Source organism: Frankia sp. CpI1-P, from assembly GCF_001421075.1.
Taxonomy (GTDB): domain Bacteria; phylum Actinomycetota; class Actinomycetes; order Frankiales; family Frankiaceae; genus Frankia; species Frankia torreyi.
In genome coordinates, this window is sequence record NZ_LJJX01000037.1 from 62731 (window position 1) to 74767 (window position 12037).

Annotated in this window: 7 protein-coding genes and 7 pseudogenes; 4 read left to right on the plus strand and 10 right to left on the minus strand. The window is 73.1% G+C overall.

What is annotated here, in order from left to right; all coding sequences use genetic code 11:
• Positions 1–269 precede the first annotated feature (269 nt).
• From FF86_RS54575 to FF86_RS54585, 3 genes and pseudogenes are all read left to right on the plus strand, one after another.
• A partial coding sequence (locus FF86_RS54575; RefSeq protein ID WP_242419259.1) for a transposase occupies positions 270–561 on the plus strand: 292 nt, incomplete at its 3' end.
• A 1-nt stretch (position 562) separates the two neighbouring features.
• Positions 563–1023 (plus strand): annotated as a pseudogene (locus tag FF86_RS54580) (transposase); the annotation flags it as partial.
• A 1-nt stretch (position 1024) separates the two neighbouring features.
• A pseudogene (locus tag FF86_RS54585) lies at positions 1025–1538 on the plus strand (transposase); the annotation flags it as partial.
• Positions 1539–1789: 251 nt separating this feature from the next.
• On the opposite strand, the gene FF86_RS21935 reads toward FF86_RS54585, so the two are convergent.
• From FF86_RS21935 to FF86_RS36265, 10 genes and pseudogenes are all read right to left on the minus strand, one after another.
• Positions 1790–3133, minus strand: a complete 1344-nt coding sequence (locus FF86_RS21935) for a helix-turn-helix domain-containing protein (protein ID WP_044887102.1) — start codon at positions 3131–3133, stop codon at positions 1790–1792.
• 86 nt (positions 3134–3219) lie between these two features.
• The gene (locus FF86_RS21940) at positions 3220–3858 is read right to left on the minus strand and encodes a LysR substrate-binding domain-containing protein (RefSeq protein WP_044887101.1); all 639 of its coding nucleotides are present in this window, start codon (positions 3856–3858) and stop codon (positions 3220–3222) included.
• Positions 3833–4633 (minus strand): DUF6182 family protein, encoded by an 801-nt coding sequence (locus tag FF86_RS21945; RefSeq protein WP_044887100.1) that lies wholly within the window; start codon positions 4631–4633, stop codon positions 3833–3835. Before FF86_RS21945 ends, FF86_RS21940 begins: the two co-directional genes overlap by 26 nt.
• Positions 4630–5967, minus strand: a complete 1338-nt coding sequence (locus tag FF86_RS21950) for a hypothetical protein (protein WP_199865466.1) — start codon at positions 5965–5967, stop codon at positions 4630–4632. Before FF86_RS21950 ends, FF86_RS21945 begins: the two co-directional genes overlap by 4 nt.
• 1133 nt (positions 5968–7100) lie before the next feature.
• A pseudogene (locus FF86_RS67610) lies at positions 7101–7397 on the minus strand (FAD-dependent oxidoreductase); the annotation flags it as partial.
• Positions 7398–7417: 20 nt separating this feature from the next.
• Positions 7418–8179: SAM-dependent methyltransferase (locus tag FF86_RS21960; RefSeq protein WP_242419260.1), on the minus strand; the 762-nt coding region annotated here is incomplete at its 5' end.
• Between the two features lies 1 nt (position 8180).
• Positions 8181–8371, minus strand: a pseudogene (locus FF86_RS67615) (class I SAM-dependent methyltransferase); the annotation flags it as partial.
• 54 nt (positions 8372–8425) lie between these two features.
• On the minus strand, positions 8426–8915 hold a 490-nt coding region (locus tag FF86_RS67620), incomplete at its 5' end, for a GH3 auxin-responsive promoter family protein (RefSeq protein WP_396229998.1).
• A 1-nt stretch (position 8916) separates the two neighbouring features.
• A pseudogene (locus FF86_RS67625) lies at positions 8917–10171 on the minus strand (GH3 auxin-responsive promoter family protein); the annotation flags it as partial.
• 37 nt (positions 10172–10208) lie between these two features.
• Positions 10209–10472, minus strand: a pseudogene (locus FF86_RS36265) (hypothetical protein); the annotation flags it as partial.
• 1284 nt (positions 10473–11756) lie between these two features.
• Between FF86_RS36265 and FF86_RS21975 the strand changes: the two are divergent.
• Positions 11757–12037: pseudogene (locus tag FF86_RS21975) on the plus strand (IS6 family transposase); the annotation flags it as partial.

Sequence of the window (12037 nt, forward strand, 5' to 3'; positions counted from 1 at the left end):
ACAGTGGCACTGGAACGAGCATTTGTTTACGCCGCAATAGTGGTTCAGGTCGGCGTCGGCCGGCCACATGGGGCGATGGAAAATGTCCGTGGTCACCNGGATCGACGTCGGGCCTCCTTGGTGCCGAAGGGCAAGCCCGTCTACTAGTGTGACGTGGGGATCTGCAGGCACGTAGGACTGCCGCCTTGAGCGCGACCTCTAGACTCTGTGATTACTGGATCCCCTCCGGGTGCCACCTTTTTCTGTCGGGATGGCCTGGAGGGGGTCGTATGGAAGCGCAGGTCGCGCGGTGCGCGGGCTTGGACGTGCACAAGGACGAGATCGTTGCCTGCGTGCGGATGGCCGAGGCGCCGGGTGGGCCGGTCCAGGTGCAGCTGCACACGTTCGGGGCGACGACCCGGGAGTTGCTGGCGCTGCGGGACTGGCTGACCGGCCTGGGGGTGACCCGGGTCGGGATGGAGTCGACCGGCGTGTACTGGCGGCCGGTCTTCCATATCCTCGAGGACGTGATCGGCGAGTGCTGGCTGCTCAACGCCCGGCACATGCACAACGTCCCCGGCCNCAAGACGGACGCGGCCGACGCCCAGTGGATCGCCGAGCTCGTCGAGTACGGCCTGGTTCGCCCTTCGTTCGTGCCGCCGCAGCCGATCCGGGAGCTGCGGGACCTGACCCGCTACCGCAAGGCGCAGATCGAGGAGCGGACCCGCGAGGTCCAGCGGCTGGACAAGTTCCTGCAGGACGCGGGGATCAAGCTGTCGTCGGTGTCGTCGTCGATCCTGACGGTGTCCGGTCGGGCGATCCTCGAGTCGATGATCGCAGGCACGACCGACCCGGAGGTGCTCTCGGAACTCGCCCGCGGGCGGCTGCGTGCCAAGATCCCGGCGTTGCGGGAGGCGCTGAACGGGTTCTTCACCGGCCACCACGGCCTGATCATCGGGGAGATCCTCGCGAAACTGGACTACCTCGACGAGGCGATCGACCGGCTCTCGACCGAGATCGACCGGGTGATCGCCCCTTTCGAGGNGAAGGTCGCTCTGTTGGACACGATCCCCGGGGTTGACCGCCGCACCGCCGAATGCCTACTCGCCGAGATCGGCCCGGACATGTCGGTCTTCCCGACCGCCGGGCACCTGGCTTCCTGGGCCGGCCGCTGCCCCGGCCAGCACGAGTCCGCCGGCAGGTCCAAGGGCGGTAAGACCCGCAAGGGCTCGACGTGGCTGCGGCTGCACCTGCACGAGGCCGCCCGCGCCGCCTCCAGGACCAAGGGCACCTACCTCTGCGCCCAGTACAGGCGGATCAAGGCCAACAGGGGCGCTTCCAAGGCCCGGGTCGCCGTCGACCACTCGATCCTCGTCGCCGTCTGGCACATGCTCAGCCGCGGCGAGCCCTACCAGGACCTCGGCGCTGACTACTTCGCCCGCCGCCGGGACCCCGACCGTCACGCCCAGCGGCTGGCCGCCCAGATGAACTCGCTCGGCTACGACGTGGTCTTCACCAAACGGCCGACACCGCCTACCAGCCCCGCGAGGGCTGCCTGACAAGAACCTGGACAGAGCGTCACCCGCTGCCCGGGCCCGGGCAGCGGGTGACGCGGCGTGGTCCCGACGCGACGGCCCCTGTCCCAGCGTGGTCACCACCTGATCCTGGCCATTCCAGCGTGGCCACCCCCTCACAGGCGGCGGTTCCAGCGCGGGCGCCACGCGTGGGCACCCCGCGCTGACCGGTCACCTCATTTTCCCTCTAGCAGGCCTCGCCGCCAGGTCGTCGGTGACGGAGGGAGTCCGCCGGTCTACTCCTCCGTCTCGATGCCGGCAGGGCTCTCGGGTCGCCGGGCCAGCCGGCGGGCCAGCAGTGCCAGGTACGCCCGGTAGCGCCCCTCCGGGCGGTCGAGATCCCAGCCGAGCACGCTGTCGAGTTGGGCGATGCGGGCCGACACCGAGCTGTGGTGCAGATGCAGTTCGGTGGCTGCCTGGCGGTGTGAGCCCGCCCGGCAGAAGGCGTCGAGTATGGCGATGGCGCACTCGCCCGTCGCGGTGGCGGCGAGGTCGTCCAGCGCCCGCACGTCGGCGTTGGCGCGCAGCCGATCGGGCGGCACGGCCGCCAGGAGGGTGAGCGAACCGAGCCCGTCGTAGTCGACCACACGGTCCTGCGCGGGGCCGGTCACCGCGAAGCGCAGTGCCAGCTGTGCCTGCCGCCAGGACAGTCCGGCGTCAAGCCCGTCGACCACGCCGCCGAGCCCCACCAGGGGCTGCGCGCTCGGGTCCGGCGCGGGCGCCATCGTTCGGCCGCGCCGCCGCGACGCGGCCGACGCCGTGTCCACAGCCGCCAGCGACACCGCCGCCCGTCGTCCTCGCGACCGCACGGCGCTCGGCGAGGCCTCGGCGCCACGCTCGCGCGCCCCCGAAGGTACGCCGAGGGCGACGATGGCCGCGCGAAGCTCATCCACCATGTCGCGCGGTTCCGTCTCCTGCTGACAGAGCACGGCGACGAACCGGCCAACCCTGGCCACCCGCACCGGGCGCTCCTCACGGTCCCGGCTCCCGGCGAACAGGGCAAGCGCCCAGGCGGTGAGGCCGGCGTCGGCCGCGGTCCGCGCCGCGGCCACCCGCACCGCGGCCACCCGCACCGGCACCTCGGGCACCAGGTCCAGCAGGCGCAGCGCGCGGGCCCGGTCCTGCAGGGACTCGCGGGCGGACAGCGCCAGTTCGACGAGAGCCGGGTCCGTGGGCTCCGGCGGGTGGTGCCCCTGGACGTTCAGTGCGGTCTTCGCCACCGCCGCCATCCGCTCGAGGACGAGCTCGTCGAGCACAGCGGGCGGACCAGGCCGCGCAAGCCAGACCTCCCTTCCCTCGCCCAGGTTCAGTCGACTCGAGGCCGCGGTCCGCGTCGCGTCGCGCGGCGGGCGCCCGGTTCCCGCGGGCGCCGCGGCGCGGGCCCCGTCGGGATCGAACAGCACCTCACCGATCCCGGGTGCGCGAAGCCCGGCGGGGCAGCCGACGAGGATCGCGGTCGCCCGCACCAGGGCACTCACGCCCGCTCCGGCGGCGCTCAGGGCGTCGAAGTACGCGATCACACGCGCCACCTCGTCCCTGCCCGCGGCCAGGGTCCGATCACCGCGCGACGGCCGAGTCATGATCGGCCTCTCCTGGCTGGATCGTCCCCGTTCGCGCTGGGCCGTGGACCGCGGTCCGTCCGCGGCGGTGCTGCGAGCGGCGGGGTTCAGAGCGCCACCGCCCGCTCGACATCGTTGATGAACGCCTGGACGTGGTCCACGTGGCGGCCACGGCGCCAGGTGAGCATCACGGGGGCCGGGGCCAGATCGATGATGGGGATGATTCTGATCGACGGCGGCGCGAGGTCGGCCAGCGACGCGACCGTGATGTGGATGGCATCGGTGCGGGTGACCCGTTCCATCATCTCGGGAACGGTGGCGACCCGGTGGACCCGCCGGATCGACAGGCCCGCGGGCGTCCGGCCCGGGACGATGTGCTCCCAGAGGTAGTCCGGCATCCGCCCTGGCGGCGCGAACGCCTCGAACGCGGCGAGCTCCTCGATGGACACCTCGGCGCGGTCCGCCAGCGGGTGGGCGGCACCGACCACGACCGCCCGCTGCTCGCTGAACAGCACCCTGCCCGGCACGAGGTCCGGCTCGTCCAGCGCGAACTTGGTGATCATCACGTCGGCGTCGCCCGCGCGGATCGGCGCGAACGGGTTCGCGACGTCGTACTCGGTCAGGACGACCTCGGCGCGGTCCCAGCCAACCGTCGCGACGACGCGATCCACCACGAGGGTCGATCCGTGATAGCCGAGCCGGATCGCGGGCCGCCGCCCGTCAGCGTGTGGGTGCGGACTGGCCATCGTGAACCTCCGTGGTGAGGCAGGCGAGCGCCTGCAGGCGGTCGGGATTGGACTGGTCCGCGCCGACCCGCAGCGCGGCCGGCGCGGCCCGCAGGCCGACGAGACGGGGCACCCGGTGGATCCGCAACCGGCAGGGGCCGGTCAGCTCGTCGTGGAGCACGGCCTCCACCAGCAGATGGTTGATCGTGACCAGGGCGCGGGCCACCGTCGTCCCCGCGACCGCCAGGTACAGATCGCGGCGGTGTCCGGGCGCGCCGGTCGGGCCGCCGTGCGCCGCGGCGCCCGCGGGCGGCGGCGGGCCGGGTGCCAGGCGAGGCAGGTCGACCGTCAACGCGGGGCCGGCCCCCAGGACCCGCTCGCCATCGAAGGTCCGCAACAGCCGCCGCAGCGTCGCGGTCTCCTCGTCGGGCCCGGGGCCTACCCAGGCCACGTTGCCGTCGGGCGCCACGTGGTCGAGACGGAATCGTCCACGCAGGTTGTCGGGATTGCCGGCGAGGAAGACGGTTCGGGTGAACGAGCGCAGCCAGTCCGCGGCCCGCTCGGGGCTGGCCCGGGCGGCGAACACGCACGTCTCGCGGATCCACGTGGGCAGGTCGAACGAGCGCAGGACGACGACGGCCGACGTGCGCGCGTCCGGCGGGGGCTGGCTGCCCAGCGCAGACGACCACACCTCCCCTGCCTGGCACGGCGCCGTCGGGGACGGGGCCAGGTCTGGACGCAGCGCGCGGACCCGCAGCTCCAACTCGGCGCGCAGGACCGTCTGGGAGAGCCTCACTGGAACACCGCCCGCAGCAGCCCGGCCGGCACGGCCGGCCGGCGTCGGGCCAGCAGGCGGGTGGTGAGCCGGTAGGGATCGACGTGCAGGTGGCCGATGCCGCGGAAGTGCCCGACGAACTCCGCGATGTCGCTGGCGTCGTCGGGCCCCCGTCGCGCCGAGGCATCCGAGGAGGCCGGATCGGCCTGGTCCGCCGAGGCCGGCGCCGGTCGCGGCCCGGGGGAGCCCAGCCTGGCCGCCCGGGCGACCGTGGAGGCGAGCAGGTCCGGCCGGAACGACTGGCGGTCACCCGGCCCGAGGACGGCGATGAAGTAGAGCCGCAGCCCCAGCCGCAGCGCGGCGCTGTCCACGTCGGCGAACGAGTCCAGCAGCGCCGATCCGCTGCGCCCGGCCCAGTCGCCGTGGCGCGCCGACCGGATCCGGCCCTCCAGCGGTACCCGCCCGACCGCGACCCGCCGGATGACCGGGCCGTCGTCGCGGCCCGCCGCGGACAGCACCCGCTGCAGCAGGCGATAGTCGGCGTCGAGTTCGGGATCGTGCAGCAGGACGACCTCGTCGAAGGAACCGACGAGCGGAAGCAGGTCGCGCAGGGCGCAGGCGAGATAGTTCGGGCGGCCGTCGCGAGAGACGATCGGCCGCAGCGGCATGCCGAACCGGGTCGCGTCGAGGTACACCGGACCCCCGTCGGTGCGAAGGTCCAGGCACAGGCCGCGGGCGGCAAGCCGGTCGAGCGCCTCCTCGAGCCGGTAGCCGGGCGGCTGATGGCGGGTCAGACCCGGGTCGTGCAGGCCCATGCGCGCGTACTGGCCGCGCCACAGCTCCAGCAGCCGCGCGCTCGCGGGGTGGACCCAGCCCACCTCGTCGGCCGCCTGCGCATAGGGGCGTACGGCGTCCGCCGCGACGGGGCCGCCGCCGGCACGGAAATCGACGTAGAGCTGGCCGATCTCGCTGTCGTCGCGCTCGGCGTAGTCGATGTCGCCGTGGACCCGGTCCAGGTACTCCCAGAAGCCCAGCACCTGCTCCGTGAGGTGGTAGGCGGTGGGGCTGGCCCGAAATGTGACGTCGGCGACCTCCGTCGTCGCGCGGTACATCACGTCCGTCCACAGCAGTCCCTTGAGATGGCTGGGAGTCAGCGGTTTGGTCGGGGTGACCGTGACCGGAGCGAGCAGGACCCGAGGGCGCCTGGGCGGGACGGCGACGGCCAGCGGCGCGCGGGCGTCGGCCAGCGGGACGCGGATGTCGGCCGGCGGGACGCGGATGTCGGTACCCGGTGCGACGGCACCGGCGAGGGCGCGGGTGGAGACGCTGGCGGAGGCGGGGGCGGGACTCCTCACGCGGCGGCCTGCGCGAGTGCCGCCAGCAGGTCGCCACGGCGCGGGCCCGGCGGCCGGGCGGCAGGGGCAGGCTGTGCGTCGCGGACCCGCCGGCGAAAATCCGGGTCGTCGAACACGTCGGTGGGAGACCGCAGCCCCATCATCACCCGGGTGAACCCACGCCAGACGGCCGCGTCGGACGCTGCGGCCGCGCCGATCTCGGCCAGGGCGGGCCGCCCCGCCGGGCGTGCCGGGACCGTCGGTGCCGCCGGGGTGGCGGGCAGCCCGGCGGCCGCCCGCCAACCGGCGACGCGCTCGGCGTCGTCGATGGCGGACTGCTCGAACCACGGGCGGTAGAGCGCGTCGGCGAGGCCCGCGGCCCCCGCGCCGCGCAGGTCCGCGCCCGGCGCACCCGCCAGCACGTCGGCCAGCGCGAACGCGTGCGCCAGCGCCAGCGACATCCCCCGTCCGTACAGCGGGTTCGTGGTGCAGGCGGCGTCACCGACGGGGAACAGGCCGGCCAGTGGCGACTGCGACGCGACTGCCACACCGCGCAGCACGTTGTCGGGACCGGTCGCCGCCCGGATCGGGGTGAGCGGGGTCACGCTCCCGTCGGCCAGCCAGTCGCGGACCCAGGGGGTGCTGCGGGCGACGGCGGTGAAGGACGGCGGGTCGTGCAGTGCGCGCAGCGCGCGGTCCTCGGGCAGCGAGCCCAGCGCGATCGAGAAGATGTTCCCGTCCGCCGGGTGCAGCACGCCCGCGTAGTGACCGGACACCAGCCCGGCCGCGTTGCCGCGGTTGAGCGGGCCGAGCTGGCCGTCCCCGCGTTGGTAGAAGCGGCTGAAGGTCCGCAGTCCGGCGGGCCGGACCTGGTCGGGCGGCACGGGCAGGCCGGCCGTCGTGATCCAGCCCCGGGCGGCGCCGGCACGACCCGAGGCGTCCACCACGATCTGCGCGCCGAACCGGCCGGACGCGGTGGTGACGCCCGTCAGCCGCCCGCCGACGCCCCGCTCCACCCCGGTGACGGTCACGCCATGCTCGACGCGTACCCCGGCGAGGCCCGTGACGTACCGGTAGAGCACCAGCTCCAGCAGCGAGCGGCGGCAGGCCAGTGCCACGAGTTCGGCGTCGGGCGGCTCCCGCCGGGGACCCGNCGCCGTCGGGGGCAGCGCCGTGGTGAGGTCCAGCAGCCGTCCGCCGGCGCTGTCCAGCATGCCGAGAAGGTCGGGGGCACGGTCGCGCAGCGTGCCCACGCCCCGCGAGGTCAGGATGTGGGAGTGGTCAGCCTGCGGGACGGCGCCGCGCCGCCACCGCCCGGCCGCCTCGGCGACGGGGCCCAGCGGTGGCGGAGATGCGCGCTCCAGGATGAGGACCCGGCGCCCGTGCTGGGCGAGCGCCAGGGCGGTGGCGAGCCCCGCGACGCTGGCACCGACGATCACGGCGGCCGACATGAGCGCCGCCTCGACGCCGGTCAACAGGAGCGCCCGTCGGGGTGCGCGACCTGCCCGGGGGCTGCTGCCAGGTCCCCGCGTGCCAGATCCTCGCGTGCCAGGTCCTCGCGTGCCAGGTCCTCGCGGCGCTGTCCGTGCACGAAGAAGACCCGCCTCACCTCCGTCTCGGCGCGCGGCGGCACAGGGTCGGGCCAGCGTCCGAAGTCGGCACCGGCCTCCCCCGGCTGGACCGCCGTCGCCTCGATGCCGTGCGCGGCGAGCAGCGCCTCCGGCTCGTCGGTGCCGAAGACCCACGGGCATCCCCAGCCGGCGAAGACCCCCAGCAGCGGCGCCATGTTCGGCAGGGTCAGCGCGGCGGCGTTGACGACGTCGGCCGCGACCAGGCTGCCGGGTACGGTCACCGCGCGCACGGCGGCCAGCACCCGGTGCACGGCGGGCTCGGGGATGTAGTAGAGCAGTCCCTCCAGCAGCCACGCGGAGCGCCGCGCGGGGTCGTACCCGGCCGCGAGCAGGTCGTCGGTCCAGGTGTCCGTCTCCAGGTCGACGGCGACGGGGCGCCGGTCCACGCCGGGTGAGCGCCCGGCCAGGACCTCGGCCTTGACGGCGAGCACGGCGGGACGGTCGATCTCGTACACCGGCAGGTCGCGCGGCCAGCGCAGCCGGAAGGCCCGGGAGTCCATTCCCGCGGGAGCGAGCACGATCTGCTCGATGTCCGGGCGCGCCGCCGCCGCGAGCAGGTACTCGTCGAAGAAGCGGGTGCGGATCGCGTTGTAGTCCGGCGTNCTGGGCACCGTCCGCTGCGCGCCGGCCGGGAAGGTCACCGCGCGGACCTCGGCGAGCAGACCGGGTCCCACCTCGCCGGCGAACGCGGCCGCGTAGGGGTCCTCGTAGAGCCGGTCGGGCCGGCGGGTCTCGGCGGCCCGCAGTGCCGCCGTGAGAAGGGCGGTCCGTTCCACCGCCGCAAGATCAGCCATGGTCTGTCCTTTCACACGTCGTGAGGTGCTCCTGGCCGCTTCGCCCTCGAGACGTCACGGCTCGAGGGCCGCGACGGCTGCGGCGGCCGGTTCCTGCTGGCCCGTGGCGTCGGGTGCCCTGCGGGCCTCGCTGAAAGGCTCGGCGACAAGCCGGTCCCACATGGCCGCGTCCTGGCGGAACATGCGGTCCTTGACCTGTGTCGGGCGCACGCCCTCGGCCACGCGGGCCTGCCAGTCGCGGGCGAACGCGTCGGTGCCGAGCTGGCGCACCGTCGGCGGACCGAGGTGGCCGGCGGCACGGGCGGTGCGGTACCCGGGGGACTCGGCGCCCAGTGCCTCGTCGAGGCGCGCGGCCGCGGCCTCGATCTCCGTCGGGCTCCAGGGGGAGGTGGACGCCAGCGCGAACTCGTAGGCCGCGGGCCCGGCGGTGCGGACCCGGCAGGCGACGTTGCGGACCTCCAGACCGCCAGCGCGGGCCGCGGCCGCCACCGCTCTGGTCACCTGCGACTCGCGCAGCCGCTCGCCGGCGGCGTCCGACCGGGTGNCCCGGCCGGCGTATTCCACCCGGGGCACCCCCGCGACGCGGTCGACGACCCGGACCACATCCCCCACCGCGTAGCGGTAGAAGCCGCCCACATGCGTGAAGATCACGTGATACTCGCGGCCCGCCTCCAGTTCCTCCCATCGGAGGGTGTCGGAGTCGGGCGTGACGTCGTCGTCCGCGTCGAGGAACTCGTGGACGGCGGCCGTCACCAGCAGGCTGCCAGCGGTACCGTGCCGGTCCAGCGCGACAGCCACCGGCCCCTCCGACGCCGCGACCGGCGCCGGCAGCACCGCCACGTCGGCGCCGAACTCCGCACGCAGCCCCGGCAGGTAGAGGGAGGCGATGCCGGTGGTCCAGCAGAACAACACCCGCATCCGGGGCCAGACCTGGGCGGGGCGGATCGTGCCGGCGTAGGTGTCGAGCGCGTCGAGCTCGCGGGCCCGGCGAGGGTTCGGCTCCAGGCAACGCACACCGCCGAGCGTGCCGTCGCGTACCTCCCGGACGATGTCCGGCCACCACCGGGCGAGCTGGTGGGGCAGCACGGCCACCATCGCCGGGTTGATGCCGATCACGGCCCGTACGTCCGCCTCGACCGCCATTCTGAGCCGCAGATACATCCTGCGCTCGTGATCGGCGTCGTCGACGGCGACCGGGAGCCTCATCCACGGGGCGCGGGTGCCGGGTTCGGCCGACAGCGGCTCACCGAAGGCCGCGCCGAAGTCCACCTGGCTCGCGCCGAGGTGCGGCCGCCCGGACGCCGTCACGGTGGGTGCCGCGACCACGTCGTGCTTGAGGTTCAGGAAGTACTCCGGGCGGGCCAGGGTGTCCGGGAAGTGCTCGACGATCGGAGCCCAGGCCGCATAGAAGAAGGGAAAGAACGAGGTCCGCATGAAGTCGGCCGTGATCGGGATCTTCTTGCGCTCGCCGGTGCTCCCGCTGCTGGTGAAGTAGACGACCGGGTCCCGCGCGGTCAGCACCCGCCGTTCCCCCGCGGCCATCCGCTCGATCCATGGCGCGTGGTCGGCGAAGGTCTGGACGGGCACCGCGGCGCGCAGGTCGTCGAGCGTGCGGACGGCGGCCAGACCGTGGCGCCGGCCGAAAGCGGTGCCGGCGTTACGGTCGACGAGATCGTCGAGCACCATCCGCTGGTGCTCGGCCGCCGCGGGCAGCGCGGCGCGCAGGCGGTCGCGCTCGGCGAGCACCCTGGTCCGGTAGGCGCGCCCGTGATCCCGCCCGGCTGATTCCCCCCGTTCCACCGGTTCCGCCGATGCGACCGGTCCCGCCTGGTCAGACTCATCGGTCGTCAAGACTCAGCAACTCCTTCCTGACCGCCTCGGCGGTACTGCGCGGGTCGACGTGCTCGGTCACCATGCGCAGCGGCAGACCGCCGACCTCCTCCAGCAGCAGTCGCCGCAGGTCCTCCTGGTAGGCGACGAAGGCCGCCCGGTCCGGCCGGTCACCGTGGTACTCCAGCGGATTGGGGGCCCGGTCCGCGGCGCTGCGCCGCCAGGCCTCCGCGACGGGCGTGTCGAGGAGGATGACCCCCCGGGGTCGGGGNAACGCCCGCCACCAGCCGAACATCGGATGGTCCGAGAGTCCGGCGAGCCGACACTTCGCCAGAATCTTGTAGTAATAGGAGTCCATCAGAACCGGCGGTCTGGAGGGCAGCTCGAGAAGACGGTCGCGGAGGAAGACGACGCCGGTCTGCATCATGGCGGCGAGGAAGTCCACCGAATACGCGCCGCCTGGCGCCGCGGCGTCGTTCACGAGCTGCTCGCGAAGCTTCGTGATCAGCGCGTGCCGAGGCTCCAGAAAACTTCTGTCGATCGAGAGGAGCCGTAGCTCCGGCNCCANCCCCCGCAGCTCGAGCATAGCTGATGACTTGCCTGCGTAGTCTATCCCCGCCAGCACGAAGAAGGGCGGACAATCACACTGGTGAAGACTCATGAGAAACCACCTCCGAGCCGGGATCATTCTTTCCGCACACCCACCGCCGACGTCTCCCTTTCGGCGGGCATACCCAGGCCCCACCGCCTTCGCTCCGACCGGAGCCGGCGATACCCGTAGCCNCTGCCTGGCGGCCGAGCCCCGGCGGTAACGCAGGGGCACGGTGGATCCGACTTATTCCCCCCAGGCGCGACATGTCTACAGGACGCAATCACCCGTCAGCACGCCGGCCGCTTCCCAGCCAGCGCCTCGGGGTGCGCCATGTGGACCATACCCGGCACCCCTCCGATCGCAGTACCAGGACCGGCGCACCAGCAGCATGTCCAAAAGTATTCACTCACGACGAAGGATTTAGCAACCCGCCGATCGCCGGTCATACGACTCCCGGAGGCCGCCATCTGGCGGGCCGGCACGTCGGCGAAAGCAGTGCGGCACCGTATCAGGTGGGTTCACCGGCGACTCGGCCATGGCCGCCGGTCCCGGAGATGGTGAATGCCGAGAACAACTGGAGCCGTGGCAGGGGAGACAGCGGATGCGGCATCTCCTCGGCATTTCACGCAGCGTGAGATGCGTCGATCGACGGAGACCCACTTCTTTCCCTACGACACCCGACGTCGAGGAGACCCCGGTCGCCTGGGCCGTGACCACTGGTCCGACGACTACGGACCGGAGTACCGCGCCAGTCGGACTCCGCGCGTACGGGCGTCAGTAAAGACTGATATGGCACCTTAGTGCCGTCCCCGGCCGCGCCGGAGGAGCGCTTTGTGCGGCGCGCCACATGTTCGGACCGCGGGTGGTCGGCGCCGCCGCGGCGGCATCACCGGAATAGGAGTGGCGGCACTGTTGTGTTGGCGAAGTCCGCCATCTCGGCGACCGATCATTCATGATCGGGTGGTGCGTCGACGTCGTGTCCATCCACCGGTTCCGACGTCAGAGTTCGCCGGGTTCCGGTTCCCACCCGAGGTGATCGTCCTTGCGGTGCGGTGGTACCTGCGGTACGCGCTGTCCTACCGGGACGTCGAAGAGCTCCTCGCTGAACGCGGCATCGAGGTCGACCACGTCACGATCTACCGGTGGGTGCGGCGCCTCACGCCCTTGCTCGTGGACGCGGCCCGGCCCTGCCGGCACCAACCAGGCGACAGATGGTTCGTCGATGAGACGTACGTGAAGGTCTC